We start from the raw sequence: 23,247 nt of genomic DNA on the forward strand, positions 1-23,247 counted from the left end.
TGAACAGAGACTGATTCGCTCTTCGTTTGCCCGGGTAATAGAGCATATGAAACACTCCCTATTAATTCGCCGTGAGCCCGATTTCGTTCCCCCGAGTCGGATATGCACGGCGAATTTTGTGTTGTGCAGCCCTATTTTACCTCACAAAAAAACACCCCGAGAACCTTCCCTCTTGAGCCGTTATAGGCTGGAAGAGGAAAAGCTACAAGGAGTGTCTATTGCCGTTTAAGACGGCATTTAATTAGTAAGGATTAAGCGTGTTTCTTCACTCCGACAGAGGATACACCCTCTACGGATTGCACAGCCGCCGGCTCTTTGCGAAGGTAAGCCATATAATAGGCTGCGGCTACGAAGATGGCTCCGCCCGTAAGGTTGCCCAGCCATACCGGGGCAAAGTTGCCGAAATATTGTGCCCAGGTAAAATGCCCCTCAAATATAGCAGCAGGGATAAGAAACATGTTGGCTACAACGTGCTGGAATCCGATGGCCACAAATGCCATGGTCGGGAACCAGATACCGAGGATTTTACCGCTGAAATTATCCGCCCCGTAAGAGAGCCACACGGCCAGAGCTACCAGCCAGTTACAGCCGATCCCGGAGACAAAGGCCTGCAGGAAGGTTGCATCAATCTTATGTTCAGCCATATCGACCAGTTTATCGAGATACACTCCGTCTGCGGTGAGGCCGACAACGTGGCCGAAGAAATAAGCAACGAACAACGCGCCTGCCAGGTTGCTGAGCGTGATCAGCACAAGGTTCTTGATGACCTCCCAGAAGGAAATCTTCTTCGCTATAAATGCCAGCGGCACGGCCATCATATTGCCTGTCAGCAGTTCCCCGCCGGCCAGCAGCACCAGGATCAGTCCTACCGGGAACACCGACGCCCCGATAAAGTTTGCGATGGATCCCCATTCCGCCGGAGCACCGGCAATGACACGAATATCCAGTAAAAATCCGAGCGCAATAAACGCTCCCCCCAGAAAACCGAGAATAAGTACGGTGGCAAGCGGGTTGTGAGCCTTCTTGATTCCGTTCTCTACCGTTACCTCGGCAATCTGCTGCGGTTTGTTATAAGCCATGATTCCTATCCCCTTTTAATACTTAAAATTTGTTCCTTTATGCCATTGTAGCGTGATCCCAATCACATTTACGTGATAAAAGTCACGTCTAAGAAAACTAAGTGAAAGTTTTCACTGACATGTCAAATTTACCATTACTGCATTGGATGCAGAAACAAAAAAAGACCAGATCCAGTGGCTGGATCCGGTCTCTTGGGTTTGTTTTATACAGTAACAATTTCTTTGACTGCAGACATCTTTGGCAATGCCTGAAGGCCAGCAGTGTTCAGGAAGTTCCATGGCTTGTTGTAATGCGGCTGGAAGAAGAAATCAATGAAGGCCAGCTGATCCACCGTCATTTTGTTCTGGATGCAGACAGACACGGTATTGATCGACTGTGTCAGATCCATCTTGGACATAATCTGCGCTCCGAGAACCCGGCGGGTGGCGCGGTCAAAAACTACTTTTAACTGAACCTGCTCAAAGGTCGGCATAAACTCTGGACGGTAGTTGTCGATCAGCAGCACGCTCTCGATATCCATGCCTTCGGCTTTGGCTGCGTATTCTGTCAGTCCAGTTCCGGCGATATTATCCTCATAAATTTTAATCCCCGATGTTCCCTGCGTACCCATGTATGGGATCGTATTCGCCACCAGGTTGCGAGCTACCAGTGTTCCCATACGTACGGCATTCGTAGCCAGCGGAATATAGGCATGTTTGCCGGTTGGGTTATAATGAATCGCACAGCTGTCGCCGGCGGCATAGACATCCGGGAGGCTGGTCTGCATATAATCATTGACGATAATCGCCCCGTTAGGCAGCATATCCACTTGCCCTTTCAGCAGCTCTGTATTCGGACGGAAACCGATGCAGAGGATAACCAGATCGGTCTCATGCTCCCCTTTGCTTGTGATCACCTTGGTCACTTTACCGTTCTCTCCGGCAAACGAGCTGACCTTCTCACCGAGCGCCAGCTTGATGCCGTGATCCTCCAGTGTCTGCTGGATCGGTGTAGTGAATTCTTCATCCAGATATTTGCTCAGGATCCGGTCCTCGCCATCGATCAGCGTAACCTGTTTGCCGTTCATTTGAAAAGCCTCCACCAGCTCGACACCGATATAACCGGCTCCGACAACGGTGATTCTGTCCACCTGCTGCGCTTTTTCGATAATGGTGTTGGAGTGATTGTAGTTCTTCGAGAGCAGGATGCCATCCAGCTCCATGCCTTCAAGCTTTGGCACAATCGGCCACGAGCCGGTAGTCATAATGAGTTTGTCGTACGTATCTTCAAATTCCTGGCCGTTTGCCAGATTACGGGCTTTTAAGGTTTTGCGGGCTGTATCCACATTGATCACTTCATGGCGCATCTTTGTATTGACACCCAGTTCAGCGAGCTTCTCGGGCGAAGAATAGAACAGGCCTTGCGGGTCTTTAACCACTCCGCCGACATATAGAGCAATGCCGCACGACAGGAAGGAAATATTATCATTGCGTTCGTACACCGTTATCTCGGCATCCGGGTAAAGCTGGGCGGTATTAACAATTGCGGCGGTTCCGGCATGGGTACATCCAATGACTGCTACTTTCATGATTTCTTCCTCCTCCAAATTGGCAAGCATAATTTCGTCTGTTTGTTTGTGATATATTTCACTTTATATACTGATTATATTGTGATTAATATCACATTGCAAGCCTTTTGGTACATCTTCTCATATTGTTCACAATTGAAATGTATGAACTACGCCTTTTTTCGGCGCTCTGCGGCTTCCTTTAGCTTTTCCCCGGCGGCAAGACATTATGTCTTAAGAACGCAGGAAGCAGTAGCCAGTCTAGGATAACAGCAGCAGCGCAGCAGGATAATATCAATGCCGGGAACTCGTCACGCAAAAAACCCCGGAGCCCGCGCAAATTACACAGCGGGTCCGGGGTTTCGGCCATACTAAAAGATATAAAAACTACATCAAGCCGTGAATTACACCGTCTTCGTCGACGGAAAGCCCTTCGGCGGCCGGATTGGCCGGCAGTCCTGGCATGGTCACAATATTGCCGGTAATCACAACAGCGAAGCCTGCACCCAGTGACAGTGTAATATCACGCACACCCATCGTGAAACCTTCCGGCGCACCAAGCAGTCTTGGCTGATCTGAGAAGGAATACGGTGTTTTGGCCATGCACACCTGAAGCTGCTGCAAGCCCAGCCGTTCGATGATAGCCAAACTGCGTTTGGCGGCAGGGGAGAACGCCACTTCCGCACCACGGTAAATTTCGGTGACGATTTTATTGATTTTGGAGGGAATATCCAAACTGTCTTCATATAGTGGCGCAAATCCCCCTGCATCTTCACGATCCAGCAGTTTCTTCAGCTCCGCTGCCAGCCCGAGTCCACCTGCACTGCCTTCTGCCCATACCTTGGAAACGGCCGCAGGCACGCCAAGGCGGCTGCAGGCGTTCAGCACCTCTTCAATCTCCGATGGCGCATCACCTTCAAAGTGATTGAGCGCAACGAGCACAGGTACGCCGAATTTGCCCAAATTCTCAATATGGCGTTCCATATTGGACAGTCCCGAGAGCAGTGCCTCCCGGTTGCCGGCATACAGCTCTTCTTTGCGGACACCCCCGTTATATTTCAGCGATTTCACCGTCACGACCAGCACAGCTGCAGAAGGGGCAAGCCCGGCCTGACGGCATTTGATATCCATAAACTTCTCCGCGCCGAGATCAGCGCCAAACCCCGCTTCGGTTACAACCACATCACCTAGCTTGAGCGCATAACGGGTCCCGATGACACTGCTGCAGCCATGGGCAATATTCGCAAAAGGTCCACCGTGCACAATGACCGGCGTCCCCTCCAGTGTCTGCACAAGGTTGGGCTTCACAGCTTCCTTAAGCAGCGCAGTCATCGCTTCCACCGCCCCGAGATCCTTGGCCGTTACCGGCTGCCCCAACTGGTCATAGCCGACCAGCATGCGGCCTAAACGCAGCTTAAGGTCAGCAAGGTTATCGCAGAGGCACAGCACAGCCATAATCTCCGATGCTGTTGTAATCTGGAAGCCGCTCTCCCTAACCGTTCCATTGCCGTCGCCCAGCCCGGTCACAATGCTGCGCAGACTGCGGTCATTCATATCCATGACCCGCTTCCAGACGATGCGCTGCGGATCGAGGCCCAGCACATTCCCTTGGAACATATGATTGTCGATCATCGCCGACAGCAGATTATGCGCTGAAGTGACTGCATGAATATCTCCTGTAAAGTGCAGATTAATCTCATCAGCCGGAACGATCTGTGCCTTGCCTCCGCCGGTTGCCCCGCCTTTCATGCCAAGGCATGGCCCGAGCGAAGGCTCGCGCAGTGCTGCTACCGTCTTCACCCCCGCGGCATTCAGCGCCTGGGACAGCCCAATGGTTGTTAAAGTCTTACCTTCGCCTGCCGGTGTAGGATTAACCGCAGTAACCAGAACCAGCTTGCCATCGGGCTTGTGCTTCAGCTCATCCCATAGCGTTGGCGCCAGCTTGCTTTTATATTTGCCGTACAGCTCCAGATGCTCTTCACTAATCCCTGCTGCCGATGCTACCTCTGTTATTAACCTCATGCCCTTATAAAACCCTCCTGCCGTTATTATCCTGCTTCGTACTGCGCATTATGCGCTTAATATGTTTTATGTATGGCCAACGATGATGTTGCTCTCTTCAAAGGATACAGCGTCTCTGAAAAGCGTCAAGGATTATTTTCATAGTATATTTCACAGCGCAAGCCGTGGCAAAGGACTCAGTGCCTGCTTTCACCGGAGATCAGCTATGGCTAATACAAGTGGAAACGGCTTCGCCGTCCTCAAAAGGACGGTATCCGTTTCAGCGAGAAATAGAAGGATAACTTATAGCGTGAAGCATATAAATTCTTATATTTAAATAAAAGCCCTCCCAAAATGCGGTTTGCACCGGGTTTCGGGAGGACACTGAATTTGCACTAAGCCAGGCGTGGCCCGGGTTTGCAAATGCTGTTTACAGCAAAGATTCTATGAGTCCCTTCATCGTTTCAGGGGATTCCTTCGGCTCCACGCGGGCCACAACCTTGCCGCTGCGGTCAACCAGGAACTTGGTGAAGTTCCACTGGATGTCACTGCTCTCGGCTGTACCCGGCTGCTGGCCCTTCAGATATTGAAAGAGCAGGCTTGCATCCGGTCCATTGACATCCACTTTGGCGAAGACCGGAAATTTGACGCCATAATTAATCTGGCAGAACTCCTCCGCTTCTTCACTCGTTCCCGGCTCCTGGCCGGCAAATTGGTTGCAGGGAAAACCCATCACAACAAGACCCTGGTCACCATATTGCTCATAAAGATTCTGTAGATCTCCGTATTGCGGGGTAAGTCCGCATTTGCTGGCCGTGTTCGCGATCAGCAGCACTTTGCCTTCATAATCCTTAAGCGGCACTTCTTTACCGGAAGGCGTTACTCCGGCAAAACTGTAAATAGACATCCTGCATCCCTTCCTTTCGGGTGTATGTTAATAAATGACCGGTATTGCAGCGAAATGCCCAGACTGGGACTTTGCATTTCATTTCCCATCTTACCTTATCGGAAACGGAAAACAAAACTCAGCAGATTATTATCCAGCGTCTGAGCCCCGCGGGGACAGCCCGCAAGCCTCAGCGATAAGCCGGAGGGATTTCAGCCGGTCCTCAAAGCTATGCATAAAACTTGCAAACATAATCTCTTCACATTGATATTGCTCGGCAAGAGCCTGGAACTGGCGCCGGATATCCTCCGGCGCCCCCACAACCATCCGCCTGCGGTTCTCCTCCATACGAAACCGGTCATACGGTGCATAATTATAGCGCAGCGCGGCTTCTACGGAAGGCGTGCCTGTGGAGACATGTCCTTTCTCCAGCAGTACAAGTGAAAGATCCATGCTGGTTGCCAGCCGGTCTGCCTCTTCAGCGGTTTCGGCACACACAGCAAATACGGAAACCAGCGCATGCGGCTTCGCGGCAGCGGGGGACGGCCTGAAGCTCTGCCGGTAGGCACTTACCGCTTCAGAGCCTCCGTTGCCGTTAATAAATTGGGCGAAGGCGAAGCCGGTCCCTAGCTTCGAGGAGAGTTCGGCACTATCTTTGCTGGAGCCGAGCAGCCAGATTTCCGGCGCTGTACGGACGGCCGGAGTGGCCAGCAGTCCGGCAAAACGGTGCCCGGAATCCACTGTGCCGTGCAAATAGGCAATGAGATCCTTAACCTGCTCCTCATAACGGCTTATGTCGTCCATCCGGCTCTCTTGCAGGGCGCGTACAGCCAAAGCCGCACCTCCCGCTGCCTTGCCCAGTCCAAGGTCAATTCGTCCGGGATACAGCCCTTCCAGCACGCGGAAATTCTCAGCCACCTTAAAGGCGCTGTAATGCGGGAGCAGAACGGCACCGGAGCCAATCCTAATGGAAGAGGTCACAGCAGCCAGGTGGGCCATGAGTACTTCCGGGCTGGATCCGGCCAGTCCGGGAGCCGCATGATGCTCCGATACCCAGAAACGGTGATACCCCAGCCTCTCCGCCTCCCGGGCGAGCATGGACGTTTGGGCCAAGGCCTCGGCGGGGGAGCTGCCCTCGGAGACCGGAGACTGATCCAATATGCTTAATTTCATATTCCAAGCCACTCCAATAATAAGATTTGAGATATCCAGATACTGCCTCCATTATATCCTGAACGTTCCCTATGTACCTATTCCCCAACAGCAAAAGTCCTCCTCCTGCGAACCGGAGAAGGACTTTACCTCGCTATATACCAGCGCATGCACCGGTAGAGCTGCGTACCCGCTTAACCGCCTGTGGGCAAGCTTTGAATTACTCCTGAACCAGCTTGACCAGCATGTGCGCCAGACGATGCCGCTCTTCCTTGCTGCCAACCTTCCACAGCTCCAGCAGCAGTTTCTCCTCGCTGTTGCGGGGCTCTTCATAAGCCGCCAGATAATCAGCGATTTTCTCGGCTGCTAGGGCAAGCTGCTCATTGCTGAGCCCGATTTTTTGGGCAAGGTGAATCCGCTTACTTAAATAGCTCTTAAACTCCTGAAAATTGTTCAGAATAACCTCTTTCTGCTCAGGTTCAATCCGGTCCAGGGCGTCATTGACACGGTTCATGGTTACACTTCCATCTTTGCTTACCACATGGTTATGTTCGGACACGTGATGCGCCTCCTTATGAAAACTAATTAGTTTCCCACTACTTAACCATCGGCCGCGTAGCTGAACCATAGCATTGCAGGAAGCAGACGTTACGCATTGGCCAATCAAAAAAGCGGCCCCGTTATCCCGGGACCGCTGATGGAGCTGTTGCTAAACGTATAGTGAGCCTACTTTTTAATACAATGGCTTGCAGCCGGTTAATTCGATACGGGAACAGCATCAAAGTACTCTTCCAACGTAATACCTTTCTCTGCAATGGAGGCGGCGATCTCCTTGCCTACATAGCGGACATGCCAAGGCTCGTACTTATAACCGGTAATCGACTCCTTACCTTCCGGATAACGGATAATGAAGCCGTACTCCGCAGCATGGCTAGCGAGCCAATCGGCTTCAGGCGTACCCGCAAAGCAGCTCTCGGCGGCGCATTTGCCGTCACTGCCGGAAATGTCAATCGCCAGGCCCGTCTGATGCTCACTATGGCCGGGAACTGCGCTGTAGGTGCGGGCTTTCTCTTCCCCGTCTCTGTCTACATAGTTGTTAAATAGCCTTGTCTGGGTTTTCTCGGAACGGTAGGCCGAAACACCGGCCAGCTGTATGCCGTCCTTCTTCGCCCCTGCGAACATTTCCTCAAGTGCACCAGCTGCAGTGCGGCGCATCATCCGCTTCTCAATCTTCTCCGAGAAGAGGAACCGCACATTCGGATATACCAGATCCGAAGGCTTATACTTATCCGGCAGCTTGTACTGCTTGTTGACCATGACTGACATGCTTTCGGGCTCTGCGGCAGTCAGTTCGGCTGCATTATTGCCTGAGTCCGGCGTGCCCGGCTTATTTGTAGCAACAGTAGTTGGATTGGGAGCCGTATTCTCACTAGCGTTCTCTTCCGGATCAGCTGTAGACCCTTCGGCACCCGTGTTGTTTCCAGAAGTCCCCTGGTCCTGCTCGTCCGGGTTTACACTGGCAACTGGCGAAGGTTCTGCACTTGCATCCGGCTGACCCTGAAGGGCACTGCCGTCGCTTACTACTGTTCCTTCTTCCTCTGAAGCGGATGGAGCCGACGTATATTTCCCGATTCCCCAACCGATCGCAATCACGACAATGAACAAAATAACTATTTTGGCGGTCTTGGACATATGATGTATGTTTCCTCCTATACTTGTTGGCATCCTGCTTCCGATCCGTCTGTACGAAACCAACAGTTGCCTCATTCTCTGCACTCCTGCAGCTGGTACTCTATTTATCTATTAGACAGGCTAAAGGGCAAAAAAGTTTCAGTCGTATAAAACAAATGTTACCACAGGTCGTTGGCGGATACGCCAACTGCCCTATGGTAACAAGTTTCATCTATAGCCGTCGAGCGCCTTTATCTGGATGAGCCGCGTCCGCCGCGCGAACCGCCGCCGGAGCTCTTGCCACGCCCGCCGCGCGATGCACCGCCACCGCCGCCGCTGTTCCGTCCGCCGGAGCTGTACCCGCCTTTGCCGCCCTTGGAGCCGCCGCGCGCACCTTTGGGAGCTGCCGCATTGTAGCCGCCTGCTTCACTGCTGCGGGCTACATTGGCTCTGTGTTTAGGGCTGGCTTGCGCACCGCCCGGATTATAGCCGCTTCCGGAGCCTGCTCCTTTGGAAGCGCCATAACTGAAGCCGCCGGCTTCCATTCCTCTGGTGACGTTGGAGCTGTAGCCGCTGCTCGGGCCGCCTTTGGATGGGGCGGGCGTTCTGCTGCCGCCACGCCCGCCGGCGGCATTGCCGCCTGCCCCGTAAGCTGCAGCCGGGCTGGCGCTTCTAGGGTCAAAGGCACCATAGCCGCCGCCCGGTCTTGGCTTCGCCGCGCTCTTGCCGGCGGAATCGCCGCCTCTAGGCGCTGCCGCCTCATAAGCGCTGCGCTTGCCTCCAGCCGCTGCACTGCGGCTGGTCTTCTCGGCAGGCGCGCCCCAGCTGCCTGCTTCCTTGTTGCCGCCGCGGCTGCGGCCGCCCGGCCGCGCTCCGGCTTCGGCGCGCGGTGCTCCGCCGCTGCGCCCTTGCCCGCGCCCGCCGCGGCCGGCACGCGCCGCTTCAGGCGCTGCGTTCTGGCGTCCGCCGCGCGGGGAGCCGCCGCCTTGCACGGAGGTGAATTCGCCTACGCCGAATTCATCCTTCTCGTAGCGGCGGCGGTCCAGCCGCTGGGAAATGCCGTGCTCGATCAGCTCGAGCCCGGCGCGTTCGCGCGGCGAGGAGAAAGTGATCGCGAGGCCTTTGCCTCCGGCGCGCCCGGTCCGGCCGATCCGGTGAATGTAGCTGTCCGCATCCAGCGGCAGGTCGTAGTTGAAGACATGGGTAATCCCTTCAACGTCCAGACCGCGCGCGGCAACATCCGTAGCTACCAGCAGCTGCAGCTTCGCATCGCGGAACCGCTTCATCACTGCTTCGCGTTTGCCCTGGGACAAATCGCCGTGCAGCTCGTCACAGTCATAACCTGCTGCCTGCAGCGCTTCGTTCAGCTTCGATACCCGCCGTTTGGTCCGGCAGAAAATAATCGCCAAATACGGGCGGTCGCGTTCGATCAGCGCCTGCAGCGCTTCTTCTTTGTTGCGGTCGGAGCACTCTACGACCTGCTGGCGGATATTGTCCAGCGGAATCGGCGAGCCGCTCTTGATCACGATGTCCAGCGGTTCCTTCATGTAGTTGGCGGCGAGACGTTTAATGGGATCCGGCATTGTGGCGGAGAAGAGCATCGTCTGACGGCGGTAAGGAACAGCCGTAATAATCGTCTCCACATCCTCCAGGAAGCCCATATGCAGCATCTGGTCCGCTTCATCCAGGACGAGCATCTTCACGCCCCCAAGATCCAGCGTTTCCCGCCGCAGGTGGTCAAGCAGTCTGCCCGGGGTTCCGATAATGAGATGTCTGCCGCCCTCCAGCTTGCGAAGCTGCTTCTCCACATCCTGGCCTCCGTAGACAGCCAGAATCTTCACGCCCGTATGCCGTGCCAGCTTACGCGCCTCTTCCGTAATTTGCAACGCCAGCTCACGCGTCGGCGCGAGGACCAGCGCCTGCGGATAAGCCGCCTCCACCCGGATTTTGTCCATAATCGGCAGCAGGAAAGCGAGCGTCTTCCCCGTTCCCGTCTTCGCTCTGGCGATAACATCCAGACCCTGCACCACCGGCGGAATAGCTTCCTCCTGCACTGGCGTTGGTTTTACAATGCCTTGTCCTTTGAGCAGATCATTCAATAATTCAGAAACTCCTAATTCCTTAAAACCCGGCAATTTCTCCACCTCACTAATTCTCTAATTTGCTTTACTTGTGCAGCATAACTTATAGTCATCCATTTTCGGGAGTAATGTACGCATCCATACGGCCTCCGCCGGAGTGGCGGCACAAGCTTATTTCAGGCGAAAACGGCATATTTTCAAACAAAAGCGGAAGAACCCCGTCACCGGAGTCCTTCCGTCCCACTTGCCGATTCTGGCCCTGCAGACGTGCGGTCCAAGTCGGTTTCAGGGGCAGCAGCGATCCACCGGACATTCAGACGGCACTCCATTTGCGTTCCATTACATACTATACGATAGCCTGTCCTGCCTTAAGGGGCAGAACAGTGACCTTAGAAAGTTATCTTTATATTGTACTTGATCCTGGGGCGTTTGTGTGCAACTGGCGAAGAATAATTATTCTTCCCTGCAAGGCTAGAAGCGGCCCGATTTAAAAATCGAGAAGAGCAGCCACAGAATCATCAGCAGCGCAATCACTGAGCCAATCTCCACCGTTGGAAAATCCCACAGCAGCGAGGGCTCGCCACGCAGCGATGAACCGATAATCAGTCCGGCCATAATAATGCTGAAGGCCAGCAGTACAATGCTGAAGGAGAGGCGATTGCCGACACGGCTGAACTTATGCTCTAAATTTTTCAGTTCGGGCAGCCCGACCTCTACCTTAAGCTTACCTCTGCTGATTAGCGCCGACAGCTGCCGGGCCTGAGAGGGAAGCTCGACCAGACTTTCCGCCAGATCGGCGACGCCCCCGATAAGCTTACGCCGCATACGGCTGCCGCTGAAACGCTGCTTCACCAGCTGCCTGCCGAAAGGCTCGGCCATCTGCACAATGCTAAAGGAAGGGTCAAGGTTGGCAACAACCCCCTCCAGCGTCAGCATCGTTTTGCCCAGCATTGCCAGATCCGGCGGAATGACCAGCCGGTGCTTGCGGGCGATACCGAACAGATCGTTCAGCGCCTTGCCGATGCTGATCTGATGGAACGGGACATCATAATAGGACTCCCGGAGCCGGTCCATATCATCATGAAGTGCCGCACGGTCAGCTTCTTCGGGAATTACTCCCAACCGCAGAATTGCCCGCACCATAGAATCGGTATTTCTGCGCATTAGCGCGATGACGAGTGCAGACAGACTGTCCTTCATCTCCTCACTGAGCCGCCCGACCATGCCAAAATCAATCAGCGCCAGCTTGTTGTTATCCAGCAGCATCACATTGCCCGGATGGGGATCGGCATGAAAGAAGCCGTGGATAAAGATTTGATCCAGCATCATCTCCACAAGCTGCTGGGCTACAGTTTTTAGCTTGACGCCCCGCTCCAGAAGCTCATCCCGGTGGTTGAGTGTAATGCCCTCCACATATTCCATCGTCAGCACACGTGCCGAGCTGTAGTCCCAATAGATTGCCGGAATATATACTTTATCATGTGCCGTCTGCTGGCTGGCAATACGCTCGGCGTTGCGGCCTTCCTGGCCGTAGTCCAATTCAGCCAGCAGCGCCCGGGAGAACTCCTCCACCATCCGGATCAGCCCGTATTGCTTCGCCCAGTCCAATCTTCTTTCGGCAAGCGCGCTTAGGTCCTGAAGAATTTCCAAATCACGGGTCATGGTCCGCATGACACCGGGACGCTGTATCTTAACCGCAACCTGCTTGCCTCCATGCAGTACAGCACGGTGCACTTGGCCAATCGAAGCCGCAGCAAGCGGTGTATTCTCGAAATATTCGAAGGTTTCATCCAGATGCTGGTCAAGCTCCTGCTCAACAATATTGCGTGCAGTTTCCGCTGAGAATGGCGGCACGCTGTCCTGAAGCTTCACCAGTTCCTGAATGATTGAATCAGGCAGCAGATCGGAACGGGTACTGGCCAGCTGGCCCAATTTGACAAAGGTTGGCCCCAAATCCTCCAGTACCTGGCGAATCCGTTCCCCGAGTGTAAGGCTTGCGTGAGTCTCCTGTGTTAACATCCGGCGCGGAAGGGAAAGGATATGGTAGAGACCCAGTTCCTCCACCATATAACCGAAGCCATGGCGCATAAGCGCCATGGCAATGGTCCGGTACCGTCCGGCATGTCTGATGCGTACAGCCATTTATTCCGTACGCGTTTCCGGCAGAGCTTCCTTCTGGGCAGAGGCACCCTCCAGCTCAGCCACACGGCTCTCCAAAACGGCAATTCGAGTTTCCAGTGCGGCGATATCGCTTTGCACGGGAACTTTAAGATCCTTCAGCACACGCTGAACCTGCTCCTGTACGGCATTCTTGAAGACTCCGCGCTCCTCATCGCCCCGCTCCACGAGCCGGTCGACAAGCGCTTTGGATTCCGAGGGCGCAAGCTCTCCCCGTTTTACCAGCTCCTCAACTACCTTTTCCACCTTTTCCTTGCTGACAATGGTGAGGCCCACTCCTAAAGAGATTGCTTTTTTGAACAAATCACTCATAGTACTTTCCCCCCCAAAGATTCCAGTTATGGATAAAGTATACCCCTTGTCGGAGCATTTCACAAAGGAAGCAGCCGCAAGGGGTATCATTTTATTGCAAATTCAAATTATCTGGGAATACGTGCCGCCCAGGTTGCGGCCCGCAGAATCAATTCACGGACCGCCGGATGCCGGAACGAAGGCTCATGATGTCCGGGCATAATATAGACAACCCGTCCCAGTCCATAGCTGTGGCACCAGGCTGCCGGCAATCTTTCGCCCTCATATTCATACTCCAGCAGAATGGTCTTCTCGGTAAAGGGATCGAATTCAAACCGGTATGGCTCTTCATCGAGCTGGAAGTCTTCCATTCCCTCTGTAATATCATGCTCCATCACTTTGAAGTTCAGCGGAGCATAGGGCGGATGTCCGGTGAATCTGCCGCCGATCAGGTGGGCCAGTTCATAGCGCTTGGCCAGGGAAACCCCCGTATGCAGCACGATCAGGCCTCCCCCTCCGCTCACATAGCTGAGCAGACCCGCTGTCTGCTGGGGGGAAACCGTTTCGTTCCATAGTTCATTATAGGCGATGCATAAATCGTAACCAGCCAGATGCTCGCTGAGCAGCAGCTTTTTATTCTCCGAGCACTGAACGATCAGCAGATCATTCAGAATCTCGCTGATTTGTTTGTCTACACCCTGCAGCGGATGGAACCGGGGATGTGTGTAATCGCCCAACAGCAAACATTTTCTCTTGTCCATAGGTATCCTCCTCCTTGTCTCTATCTTGGATTATGGCACGTTGCTATTATTCTAAGTAAAAGTGCAGCGGATGTCCATTACCGGCAGGTTAAATGTCTGTGACCGGAGCCTTGCTTCAGGCTAGTTCAGGACTGCGGTTGCTACGCAATTTCTCACAAGTGGAGACGGCTTCGCCGTCCTCAAAAGGACGGTATCCGTTTCAGCGAGAAATAGAAGGACAATTTATAGCGTGAAGCCTATAAATTCTTATCTTTTAAAAAAACAAATCCCGCCCACGAGCGGAGCAGGATAACCGTCTTGCAGATCCCCCGCAGAAAATCGCAGCGGAACCCGGCTGAAAAATCAGCGGTTTGCCGCGACATACCGCCCAAGCTCAACGAACATGCTGCCCATCCGTTCATGCTCCGGCATCACAATCCGCTTGACGCCTTCCTCCTTCAGGGACTCAGAGGTAATCTTGCCCACGGAAACCGCCAGAACTTTAGTCTCAAAGGCTTGCACCAGTTCCCCAAGCTTGCCTTGTTCCCGGGCGTACCCTGCCAGGAAGCGGAATTGCGGTCCGCTCGTAAATGCTACGGCATCCACCAATCCCTCCGTGATTTCTGCCAGCAGCCTGGCAAGCGAACCCGGATCGGGCGGGGTGTGAAGGTATGGCTGCACTTCGCGGACAATAGCTCCGGCTTCCGTAAGCCAGGCAACGAGACGGGGGGAGCGATCGCCATGCAGCTGCAGCACGACCTCCTTGCCCCGCAAGTCCCAATCCGCAAGCCCGCGGATCAGTCCTGTAGTGCTGCCATCGTCATCGCGCACCTCCGGCACCAGTCCCCGCTTCTTCAGGGCGTTCACCGTTTTATAGCCCCGGGCAGCAATCGGAGAGGACGAGAGGACCTCCTGAAACCGTTCGGCAAGTCCTATTTCCCCGGCCATTTCGAACAGTGCATCAAGCCCCATGCCTGTAGTCAGAATCGCCAGATCCGGCGGATGCTGGGTCCAGGCTACGAGCGCTTCACGAAGAGCCTCTCCGTCAAGAAATACCGTGCCCTGGGCAGGCCGATGCAGCGCCGTCCCCCCCATATTCTGTACCAGTTTGGCCATTTCCTCCGATTTTCGCGGACCGGCAAGGGCTACGGTAATCCCCTTTAACTGCTCTGCCATAAATATTCCCCCTAGTTAGCCCTGCATTATTGCTTATCAGTATACTTGCAAAGCCCGGGAAAAGAAAAGTAGCGTAATCAAATCCGTAATCAGGAATTTTCCGCTCCCTTCTGAAGATCCGCTTCCTGCGGAACAGGAGTTTCAAAGGAAACCTGCTGCCCCGGGTGAAGCTTGAAGCGGCCTGCCAGCTTCTGCAGCTCTCCGGCAAGCTGGCTTAAGCCAGCCGTGGAAGAGGCGATTTCTTCAACGGAAGCAAGCTGCTCCTGTGCAGCAGCTGAAATCGTCTCCGTATTGCCTGCAGCCTCCTTGGAAATGCCCTGCAGCTCCCCGATTGCCTTTTCCATACTGGCTGCTTCTGCCGACAGCGTGTGTACGGCTCCGCCCATCGCTTCAATTTTCTCTGCTGCGCCTTTGACCGCCCTGCGGATCCGCGATAAGGAACGGCCTGTAGTATCTACTGCCAGGATGCCTGCCGACACCTTCTCTTTGGCATCCTCCATCGTCACTGTGGCCTGCTGCATTTCCCCGTTGATGGAGGAAATCTGCTCCGAGATCATCCGCGCCGATTTCTCTGATTCCTCGGCCAGCTTGCGGACCTCCGAAGCGACAACGGCAAAGCCGCGCCCCTGCTCGCCCGCTCTGGCTGCTTCAATGGAAGCATTCAGGGCCAGCAGATTGGTCTGTCTCGCAATACCTGTGATCACACCGACAATGCCCTGAATTTGTCCGGTGCGCTCATTCAGCTTGTCAATCATGTTGCCAAGCTCCTCCACCGTCTCATGAATTCCGTTAATTTTGTCAACCACACTGATGACTGAATCATTTCCCTCGGCTGCGGACAGCGAGGTCTTGTCCATCATGGCTGACACCTGCTCCATGAACCCGGAAATATGCTGGACTTCATGGGTTGTTGCCACGGCGCTCTCCAGCCCTTTTTGCACACTGCCTACCTGCCGTTCTGTGCCTGCCGCGACTTCCTGAATCGCTTCCGTCACATGCCTGATCGCTGTAGTCGACTGCTCAGCCCCGCTTGTCAGCTCTTTGGCCGAAGCGGACAGATTACCCGTCATCTGCTGAACACCGAGAATCATGCCGCGCAAATCAGCCACCATTGTGCGGAAGTTGTCAGCCAATAGGCCAATTTCGTCCCTGCGGAACACCCCGATATCTTCAGACAGGTCGCCTTTCGCTATAGCCGCTGTAGCTTTGCGCAGACGGATCAGCGGCCGCACGATGGAGGACACATTGAAATAGATCAATATGAGCGCGAGCAATACAGAAACAGCTATCACTAGAACTACTTTATCACGGATGTCAGCTGTAGCATCAGCAACCTCTTGCTTGCTGATGGTGCCCCCGATTTTCCAGCCGGTAAGCTCATTGTCTATGAACGTCAGCTTTCTGGCAGTATCCTTATAGACATAATCAAAGGAGCCGGCTTTTCCCTCAAACATCTGCTTCACAAAATCCAGCGAGGATTCCTCAGCTATCGTCTCAGTGGGATGAACCAGAAACTTCTTGCTGCTGTCCAGAATCATTATGTATCCTTCCTTGCCCAGCTTAATGTTCGTAAGATCAGCCAGGGCGGACAAGTTCAGGTCGAGCCCTATGACTCCGCTGCCATCCGCAAGCACTCCCGAAATGGCGATGGCCGTTTCATTATTTGCCGTTTTAAAAGCCGGGGAGATTACCGTCCCCTTCCCTTGCTTCAGCGCATTCACATAAAAGTTCTCCTTGCGCGGGTCATAGCCGTCCGGCTGCTGGTCATCGGAAGCATGAACAGACTTTGCCCCGCTGGTTCCGACGTAAATATCCAGAATATCGGGATGCAGCGCGGCATATTCCTGCAATCTGGCTTTTACATCAGCCGCACTTTCCCCTCCAGCCTCCCCATTCACTGACCCGGAGGAAATTTGCCCGGCAAAATAGCTAACCGCGTCGATTTTGGACTGAATGTTCGCATTAATGATCTCGTTGGCCGCCATCACACTTTCTGTGGCGTTATTCATCAGCTGGTCCTCCACCTTATGACTGGCCGATTGGTAGGTCTGCCAGCCGATGATAAGGCTGGGAGCGAGAAGTACAAGCAGATATGTAAGAATAAGCTTCATGCGGATGGTTAAGCGGGTGCTTTTATTCATGGGTGAAATCCATCTCTCCTTCTTATTATGTCTTAAGTATGATTATTTATGGCATATATAGATTGAACTTATAATTCTTCTATTTTGGGATTGGCCGTGACTACAGAGAATGTTTGGACTTCCGGCCGCTGTCGCTCCTCCAGTTCCAAACTTCCCCTCCGCCACTTTTCCCTATATGTAATTCTCAAGTTCAATCTATATAGGTATATAATTATATACCGGGTATGGAATCCCTCTTTTATTCTGAAATTTCCATGAATTTAAAGACTTCCTTAATAAATTTGCTGATAAACAGCAAAAAGACCGTTTATTTGAAAACGGTCTTTTATTATATATCTATTCATAGTCAGACCCCTCGCCAGGGGTTTAGGTCCTTCTTAAACTAATTCACAACTTTGTTCCTGCAAGCCGGGCATACTCCACCGAATACGACATGGGCATGTGAAATGGAGTATCCGGTATCCTTAGCCACCGTATCCATCCACTCCTGGGGCACATGGCTCATTACCTCATCCACCGCACCGCACACCTCGCAAATAATATGCTGGTGATCGTCCATACGCGCATCATATCTGCTGGCTGCTTCGCCAAGCTTCAACTCGCGGATCATTTCTTTATCGGTAAGATAACGCAGTGAATTGTACACGGTGCCATAGGCCAGGTTATGTCCCTGTTCTACCAGCCGGTTCATCACTTCTGCTGCGGTAGGATGATCATGTGACTGGCGGACGATATCATAAACGGCTTGACGCTGGGAGGTCAAATTCAGGTTCCTCATCTTCATCATCCTCTAACTTATTTTTAGATCAAGTATAAGTCTTGATTGTTCCAGCGTCAATCTAATCGTCTGCCTATGTATTCAACTTATTTTGGCACTAGGTCCCCAATTTCATGCACCTGGACCTTTGATGAGTTTCTTTTGGCGGGACTGTGGTAATAAATGAGATGAATATTGTCCGATGGAGGGATGTTAAGATGAGTTCAACGCACGATGTATCGCAGGGTCTTCCGCAATTTCCGCAATCGTTATGGAGAGACAGCACCGACCTGCCTTCGTTTCCGAAGCTAGCGGAAGATCTAGTTACAGATGTCGCAATTGTCGGGGCCGGTATTACCGGCATTACTGCAGGTTATTTGCTGGCAAACGCAGGGTATAAAGTCACTTTGCTGGAGGCGGGGGAAATTTTTGGCGGCACCACTGGATTCACAAGCGCCAAAATTTCCGCCCAGCACGGGATGATCTACGATGATTTGCTGAAGCATTTCGGGGAAGAACAGGCCAAGCTCTATTTCCAGTCGAACAGTGAGGCAATGGAATGGATTATCGCCACTGCAGAGGAACTGGACCTGTCCTGCGGAATAACACGTGAAGACGCCTTACTCTATGCCGATAACAGCGATGATAAGACGCTCAAACAACTGGAGGCGGAGTTTAAAGCTTACGAAAAGCTGGGACTCCCCGGGCAATGGCTGGACAACGTCTCCTTGCCGCTGATGGCCGGAGGTGCCATCAAGCTGCCGGGACAGGCCCGCTTCCACCCGCTTCAATACCTGCAAGGCTTGCTCCAGGTGATTCTGGACAAGGGCGGAACTGTCTATGAGCACACGATGATTGGAGAAAAGGTAGACAAGGACAACGGTCTCACGCTTTACACTGAAGGAGAGCAGCTAAAAATTAAGTGCCGTCATGCTATCTCGGCCTCCCACTTCCCTTTCTATGACGGCGGAGCCCTCTACTTCTCGCGCCTGCATGCAGAACGTTCCTACTGTCTGGCGATTCAGCCGGAAACCGATTATGAGGGCGGCATGTATTTGAGCGCCGGAGAACCTACACGCTCTCTGCGCGCCGTCGAATGGGGCGACCGGAGGCTGGTCATTGTCGGCGGAGAGAATCACAAGACAGGCCAGGGCATCTGCACCTTCGGCCATTATGAGAGTCTGGAGCTGTTCGCAGGTGAACTGTTGGGCATCAAGACCATTCCGTACCGCTGGTCAACGCAGGACCTCATTACCCTGGACAGAGTGCCTTATATCGGCAAGGTTTCCGGGGAGGAGGAAATCTATATTGCCACCGGCTATGGCAAATGGGGCATGACCAGCGGAACGCTGGCCGCACGTATGATCACGGATCAGATTCTGCGCAAGCCTAATCCCTACAGTGAACTCTATGATCCCTCGCGCTTTAAAGCCAACCCATCCATCAAAAATTTCATCGTGCAGAATACCAATGTCGCCAAGGAGCTGGTTGCCGGCAAGGTGGAGATTGTCCATAAGAAAACCCGTGATCTGGAGCCTGATGAAGGCGCTGTTGTCTTTCATGACGGCAAACGTGTCGGGGCCTACCGTGACACGGGAGGTAAGCTGCATCTGGTAGACAGAACCTGCACCCATATGGGCTGCGAGTGTGAATGGAATGATGGAGAACGCTCCTGGGACTGTCCTTGCCACGGCTCGCGTTTCTCCTATGAGGGAGCTGTACTGGAGGGTCCCGCTACGGTGCCGCTGACGAAGCTGGAAGCGGAAACGAATTAAAGCTATGACAGCTCCAAGTGGCTCCGGCGTGATTGTCCGCCCACGCTCAGGTATAATAGGAGCTGAATATTTTTATTATCAATAAATTCAGAGGGAGCGTGACGGCAGGTATGGATTTGAGAGGAAAAAGCATTGTGATTACGGGTGCCGGCAAAGGGATCGGCAAAGCCTTGGCCATGGCACTGGCGAAAGAAGGCGCTAATCTGGGCCTAATCTCCAGAACTTCAGGTGATCTGGAGGCACTGAAATCGGCTTTGACGGAGGTTTATGACGTGAAGGTCAGCATCGCTGTAGCCGATATCGCTGTCCGCGAAGAAGCGGAGCGGGCGGTTGTTGCGCTTCAGAATGATCTCGGCACCTTCGATGCCCTGATTAACAACGCCGGAATTGCCAAATTCGGCACCTTCCTGGAAATGGACCCGGCAGATTGGGAGCGCCACATGCAGATCAATCTGTTCGGCACCTATTATGTAACCCGGGCAGCACTGCCGGCAATGATTGAACGCAACGGCGGAAATATCATCAATATTTCCTCTACAGCAGGTGAGCGCGGCTTCGCTACCGGCTCGGCCTACTGCGCCTCCAAATTCGCCCTGATGGGCATGACGGAAGCGCTGGCCCAAGAAGTGCGCAAGCATAATATCCGCGTAGTGGCCCTGACACCAAGCACCGTCAATACCGGGCTTGCCGAGAATGCCGGTCTGAAGATCGGCGATGAGGACCGGATGATGCAGCCGGAGGATGTGGCTGAGCTGACCTTGGCAGCCCTGAAGCTGCCGGACCGCGTCTTCTTGAAGACTGCGGGAATCTGGACTACCAATCCACAATAAATTGCAGAGTCTTTCGAGGGAGGAATCAGCATGCTGGTAGTAACAAACACCATTAAGGTTAAGGAAGGGCATGGAGAAACCCTTGCCCAGCGTTTTGGCGGAGCGGGCGGCGTGCAGGATATGCCCGGCTTTGTACGTATGGAGGTATGGCACAGCGCAGCTAAAGAGGGCGTGGAAGAGCTGAAAATCTGTACCGTGTGGGAGAACGAAGAGGCCTTTAAAGGGTGGACTGCCAGTCCTTCCTTCCGCGAATCGCACCGTGGGGCAGGCGGAAATGAAGCCATCCTGGGCGCGTCGCTTGATAAGTACGAGCTGCTGATCAGCCGTACACCGGGAGAATAATACGGTAGAGGGGAGCAGGTCCCGTACTGCTCATTCGTCTGCGCTAGGACGTGTCAATTCCGTCCGGCTGCAGTAAATCACTGCAAATAAAACAGGGACGCCCACTAAGCCTCATGGCTTAACGGGGCGTCCCTGCTTATTATCTGCCTGTAGCAAGCTCTGGCTTAATGCTCATCAACTGCCGGCAATGCCTTTTCCAGCTCCTGATGTTTGCCGGGCCAGAACGACCAGCGGCCCAGCAGCACTGTGATTGCCGGCACCAGAAACGGCCGGACGATGAAGGTATCCAGCAGCACGCCGATCGCGGTAATGATCCCGAACTGCACCAGCACCTGTATCGGCAGGCTCGCGAGTACGGCAAAGGTTCCGGCCAGAATGAGTCCGGCGGACGTAATCACCGATCCAGTCTCGTTCACACCCTCGGCGACGGCCTGCTTCAGCGGCATCCGCTTGCGCTTTTTCCAAATGTTCGAAATCATAAAAATGTTATAGTCCTCTCCCAGTGCCACCAGGAAGACGAAGGAATACAGCGGAATCGCGCCCTGAATGGCATCTGCACCCAGCAGGTAATGAATAATAATCCACCCTAAACCAAGGGCCGAGAAAAAGGACAGAATGACTGTAGCCACCAAATAAACGGTTGCCACTACAGAACGCAAGTAGATCAGCAGCAGCAAAGTAATCAACCCGATGACTACCGGTATAATCAAATCAGTATCCCGTTCACCCAGCTCTTTCGTATCATGCTGGGTTGCCGTCTGCCCGCTAACCCATACCTTGTCGCCGGGTTCGGCCACTCCTACATCAATCAGTGCCTGCTCCGCAGTATCCTGAAGCGCCGGTATGTGGCTCATCGCCTCCAGGGAATACGGGTTATTCTTAAATTCAATATCATAACCGAGAATATTCTTATTGACCGCACCTTGCTGGGGGTCCGATACAACATCCACGTATGAAAGGCCGCCCAGGATCACCTTAAGATCTTCACCGTCCGCTTTGCCCTCGGTATCTATCATCAGCTTGGCGGGAGCCAGCTCCCCGGGGGAGAACTGATTGCCTATCAGGTCAAAACCTTCGCGCGACTCCATATCCTCCGGAAAGGACGATAGGATATCATAAGTGAACTTGATGCCCCCGGAGAAGGAAGCCAGCACACCCAGAAGCACTACGGTTACTCCTACAATCGCCCAAGGACGGGAAACGACAAAGCTGCCTATTCCTTTGTTACGGGCAGGTTTTGGCTGCGGAGCCGGCTTGCCTTTGGCTCTGGCCCGCTCCGCCTCCATCAGCGGAGTGCGTGGAACAAACGGGAAGAATGAAGTCCGCCCGAAGATGGCCAGCAGCGCCGGCACCAGGGTCAGACTGGCGATGCCCATAATAAGAATGGAGACGCTGAAAGGAACCGCAAAGCGGTGGTACGCTCCATATTTCGCCAGCAGCAGCGCGAACAGTGCCAGCACTACTGTAAATCCGCTCATTGCAATAGCACCCGAGGAATGGGTGATTGCGCTCAGCAGTGCACGGCCCTTGCTCTCCTCCACCTTCAGCATCTGACGGAACCGGGAGATCAGGAACAGGCAGTAATCTGTGCCTGCGCCGAACAGCAGCACGGTCATGATTGAGATAGCCTGTGAATCCACTGTAATCCAGCCCTCCTGGGCCATCTTCCCAATCACCGGACTGGTAACCCCATAAGCAAATCCTACCGCCACGAGCGGAATCAAAGCCAGAATCGGCGAACGGTAAATCAGCAGCAGGAACACCAGCACAAGAATTACGGTCGCGATGAGCAAGGAAACGTCCGCATCCTTGAACAGCCCTGTCGCATCAATGGAGATGCCCACAGGACCGGAAACCCGCAGGCTCAACTCCCTGCTGTCCACCTTGGCCGCAGCAGGATCACCGCCGGTTTCCGCAGAGATCAATTCCTTCATTTGCGTTACGGCCTCACCGAGCTGTTCACTGTCTGCGGACTTGTCGAAGAGCACCGGTGTGACCAGTGTGCTGCGGTCCTCAGACAGGGAAGCCTGCAGCGCCTGCGGCGGCAGCTGTCCCAGCGGAGGAACATAGTTCTGGTGCGGCAACGGCTGCTGCTCAAGCTTGCCGTATACAGCAATAATATGTATCAAATCCTCATCGGACAGCCCGCCCTCCTTATGCCATACAAGAAGTGCCGGTACGCCGCTCCCTGCTGGAAACTCCTGTTCCGCAACCGCCGCCGCCCGGACCGACTGCGAATCATCAGGCAGATTCTGCGCATTATTCACTACCTGTGAGTTTACAGAAGGCCAAAGAAGTGTAAGAGCACCCACAATTACGATCCAGACCGCAAGCGTTATCCACTTTGTTTTACGGCCAGCCACCCATTTTCCGTAGCCTGACATTCCCTTCATCCTCTCTTCAACCCCGGCTTTCCTAAAAAAATGAGCCGCGGGTCATTTCATTAACCTTATCATATATACCCTAAAATTTTTAATCAAATCTTTTTTTATATTTTATTCTTTGCCATAAGCTATTCCCTTCATGCAAAACACCCCTCTGCTCACAGCGATAGTAGTCTGCTGTAGACAGAGGGGTGATATTCGATGGATAAATTCAGA

The 23,247-nt window shown here is 53.5% G+C and carries 19 protein-coding genes; 3 read left to right on the forward strand and 16 right to left on the reverse strand.

Features of this window, described 5'->3' with window-relative positions; genetic code table 11:
• Positions 1-251: 251 nt before the first annotated feature.
• The 15 genes from NSS79_RS31865 to NSS79_RS31935 all read right to left on the reverse strand — a co-directional run bounded on the left by NSS79_RS31865 (position 252) and on the right by NSS79_RS31935 (position 17,721).
• Positions 252-1,079 carry a formate/nitrite transporter family protein gene (locus tag NSS79_RS31865; protein ID WP_342437482.1) on the reverse strand — a complete coding sequence of 276 codons (828 nt, stop codon included), beginning with the start codon at positions 1,077-1,079 and terminating at the stop codon, positions 252-254.
• Between the two features lie 203 nt (positions 1,080-1,282).
• Positions 1,283-2,647: an FAD-dependent oxidoreductase gene (locus NSS79_RS31870; RefSeq protein ID WP_342437483.1), complete on the reverse strand. Its 1,365-nt coding sequence runs from the start codon at positions 2,645-2,647 to the stop codon at positions 1,283-1,285.
• Positions 2,648-3,013: 366 nt separating this feature from the next.
• Positions 3,014-4,648, reverse strand: coding sequence for a formate--tetrahydrofolate ligase (locus tag NSS79_RS31875; protein ID WP_342437484.1), 1,635 nt, complete (start codon positions 4,646-4,648; stop codon positions 3,014-3,016).
• Positions 4,649-5,057: 409 nt separating this feature from the next.
• Positions 5,058-5,534 (reverse strand): glutathione peroxidase, encoded by a 477-nt coding sequence (locus tag NSS79_RS31880; protein WP_342437485.1) that lies wholly within the window; start codon positions 5,532-5,534, stop codon positions 5,058-5,060.
• Between the two features lie 129 nt (positions 5,535-5,663).
• On the reverse strand, positions 5,664-6,686 hold the full coding sequence (locus NSS79_RS31885; RefSeq protein WP_342437486.1) for an LLM class flavin-dependent oxidoreductase: 1,023 nt from the start codon (positions 6,684-6,686) through the stop codon (positions 5,664-5,666).
• A 199-nt stretch (positions 6,687-6,885) separates the two neighbouring features.
• Positions 6,886-7,224 carry a DUF3243 domain-containing protein gene (locus NSS79_RS31890; RefSeq protein WP_342437487.1) on the reverse strand — a complete coding sequence of 113 codons (339 nt, stop codon included), beginning with the start codon at positions 7,222-7,224 and terminating at the stop codon, positions 6,886-6,888.
• A gap of 197 nt (positions 7,225-7,421) precedes the next feature.
• Positions 7,422-8,357 (reverse strand): D-alanyl-D-alanine carboxypeptidase family protein, encoded by a 936-nt coding sequence (locus tag NSS79_RS31895; protein ID WP_342437488.1) that lies wholly within the window; start codon positions 8,355-8,357, stop codon positions 7,422-7,424.
• A gap of 230 nt (positions 8,358-8,587) precedes the next feature.
• Positions 8,588-10,471 (reverse strand): DEAD/DEAH box helicase, encoded by a 1,884-nt coding sequence (locus NSS79_RS31900; RefSeq protein WP_342437489.1) that lies wholly within the window; start codon positions 10,469-10,471, stop codon positions 8,588-8,590.
• Positions 10,472-10,526: 55 nt separating this feature from the next.
• Positions 10,527-10,730 carry a hypothetical protein gene (locus NSS79_RS31905; protein WP_038597555.1) on the reverse strand — a complete coding sequence of 68 codons (204 nt, stop codon included), beginning with the start codon at positions 10,728-10,730 and terminating at the stop codon, positions 10,527-10,529.
• Positions 10,731-10,888: 158 nt separating this feature from the next.
• Positions 10,889-12,559, reverse strand: a complete 1,671-nt coding sequence (locus NSS79_RS31910) for an AarF/ABC1/UbiB kinase family protein (protein ID WP_342437490.1) — start codon at positions 12,557-12,559, stop codon at positions 10,889-10,891.
• On the reverse strand, positions 12,560-12,907 hold the full coding sequence (locus NSS79_RS31915; protein WP_038597562.1) for a phasin family protein: 348 nt from the start codon (positions 12,905-12,907) through the stop codon (positions 12,560-12,562).
• Positions 12,908-13,014: 107 nt separating this feature from the next.
• A complete protein-coding gene (locus NSS79_RS31920; RefSeq protein WP_038597565.1) occupies positions 13,015-13,647 on the reverse strand; it encodes a ThuA domain-containing protein in 633 nt (210 codons plus the stop codon).
• A gap of 342 nt (positions 13,648-13,989) precedes the next feature.
• Entirely contained in the window at positions 13,990-14,802 is an 813-nt protein-coding gene (locus tag NSS79_RS31925; RefSeq protein ID WP_342437491.1) for a uroporphyrinogen-III synthase, read from the reverse strand.
• Between the two features lie 89 nt (positions 14,803-14,891).
• A complete protein-coding gene (locus tag NSS79_RS31930) occupies positions 14,892-16,943 on the reverse strand; it encodes a methyl-accepting chemotaxis protein (protein WP_342437492.1) in 2,052 nt (683 codons plus the stop codon).
• Between the two features lie 382 nt (positions 16,944-17,325).
• Positions 17,326-17,721 carry a transcriptional repressor gene (locus NSS79_RS31935; protein WP_342437493.1) on the reverse strand — a complete coding sequence of 132 codons (396 nt, stop codon included), beginning with the start codon at positions 17,719-17,721 and terminating at the stop codon, positions 17,326-17,328.
• Between the two features lie 197 nt (positions 17,722-17,918).
• On the opposite strand from NSS79_RS31935, the gene NSS79_RS31940 reads away from it, so the two are divergent.
• The 3 genes from NSS79_RS31940 to NSS79_RS31950 all read left to right on the forward strand — a co-directional run bounded on the left by NSS79_RS31940 (position 17,919) and on the right by NSS79_RS31950 (position 20,647).
• Positions 17,919-19,475: an FAD-dependent oxidoreductase gene (locus NSS79_RS31940; RefSeq protein ID WP_342437494.1), complete on the forward strand. Its 1,557-nt coding sequence runs from the start codon at positions 17,919-17,921 to the stop codon at positions 19,473-19,475.
• 110 nt (positions 19,476-19,585) lie between these two features.
• Complete coding sequence (locus NSS79_RS31945) at positions 19,586-20,305, forward strand: 3-ketoacyl-ACP reductase (protein WP_038597576.1); 720 nt, start codon at positions 19,586-19,588, stop codon at positions 20,303-20,305.
• A gap of 30 nt (positions 20,306-20,335) precedes the next feature.
• Positions 20,336-20,647 (forward strand): antibiotic biosynthesis monooxygenase, encoded by a 312-nt coding sequence (locus NSS79_RS31950; RefSeq protein WP_038597579.1) that lies wholly within the window; start codon positions 20,336-20,338, stop codon positions 20,645-20,647.
• Between the two features lie 164 nt (positions 20,648-20,811).
• Here the strand turns inward: NSS79_RS31950 and NSS79_RS31955 are convergent, their stop codons facing one another.
• Positions 20,812-23,040: an MMPL family transporter gene (locus NSS79_RS31955; protein ID WP_342437495.1), complete on the reverse strand. Its 2,229-nt coding sequence runs from the start codon at positions 23,038-23,040 to the stop codon at positions 20,812-20,814.
• Positions 23,041-23,247 lie beyond the last annotated feature (207 nt).

It is taken from the genome of Paenibacillus sp. FSL L8-0436 (assembly GCF_038593025.1).
GTDB lineage: Bacteria > Bacillota > Bacilli > Paenibacillales > Paenibacillaceae > Paenibacillus_AQ.

Bases quoted from the DNA above. Each gene is read 5' to 3' on its own strand.
- NSS79_RS31865 (WP_342437482.1), bottom strand. From the start codon at position 1,079: ATGGCTTATAACAAACCGCAGCAGATTGCCGAGGTAACGGTAGAGAAC.
- NSS79_RS31870 (WP_342437483.1), bottom strand. From the start codon at position 2,647: ATGAAAGTAGCAGTCATTGGATGTACCCATGCCGGAACCGCCGCAATT.
- NSS79_RS31875 (WP_342437484.1), bottom strand. From the start codon at position 4,648: ATGAGGTTAATAACAGAGGTAGCATCGGCAGCAGGGATTAGTGAAGAG.
- NSS79_RS31880 (WP_342437485.1), bottom strand. From the start codon at position 5,534: ATGTCTATTTACAGTTTTGCCGGAGTAACGCCTTCCGGTAAAGAAGTG.
- NSS79_RS31885 (WP_342437486.1), bottom strand. From the start codon at position 6,686: ATGAAATTAAGCATATTGGATCAGTCTCCGGTCTCCGAGGGCAGCTCC.
- NSS79_RS31895 (WP_342437488.1), bottom strand. From the start codon at position 8,357: ATGTCCAAGACCGCCAAAATAGTTATTTTGTTCATTGTCGTGATTGCG.
- NSS79_RS31905 (WP_038597555.1), bottom strand. From the start codon at position 10,730: ATGTCCGGTGGATCGCTGCTGCCCCTGAAACCGACTTGGACCGCACGT.
- NSS79_RS31910 (WP_342437490.1), bottom strand. From the start codon at position 12,559: ATGGCTGTACGCATCAGACATGCCGGACGGTACCGGACCATTGCCATG.
- NSS79_RS31915 (WP_038597562.1), bottom strand. From the start codon at position 12,907: ATGAGTGATTTGTTCAAAAAAGCAATCTCTTTAGGAGTGGGCCTCACC.
- NSS79_RS31920 (WP_038597565.1), bottom strand. From the start codon at position 13,647: ATGGACAAGAGAAAATGTTTGCTGTTGGGCGATTACACACATCCCCGG.
- NSS79_RS31925 (WP_342437491.1), bottom strand. From the start codon at position 14,802: ATGGCAGAGCAGTTAAAGGGGATTACCGTAGCCCTTGCCGGTCCGCGA.
- NSS79_RS31930 (WP_342437492.1), bottom strand. From the start codon at position 16,943: ATGAATAAAAGCACCCGCTTAACCATCCGCATGAAGCTTATTCTTACA.
- NSS79_RS31935 (WP_342437493.1), bottom strand. From the start codon at position 17,721: ATGAGGAACCTGAATTTGACCTCCCAGCGTCAAGCCGTTTATGATATC.
- NSS79_RS31940 (WP_342437494.1), top strand. From the start codon at position 17,919: ATGAGTTCAACGCACGATGTATCGCAGGGTCTTCCGCAATTTCCGCAA.
- NSS79_RS31945 (WP_038597576.1), top strand. From the start codon at position 19,586: ATGGATTTGAGAGGAAAAAGCATTGTGATTACGGGTGCCGGCAAAGGG.
- NSS79_RS31950 (WP_038597579.1), top strand. From the start codon at position 20,336: ATGCTGGTAGTAACAAACACCATTAAGGTTAAGGAAGGGCATGGAGAA.
- NSS79_RS31955 (WP_342437495.1), bottom strand. From the start codon at position 23,040: ATGAAGGGAATGTCAGGCTACGGAAAATGGGTGGCTGGCCGTAAAACA.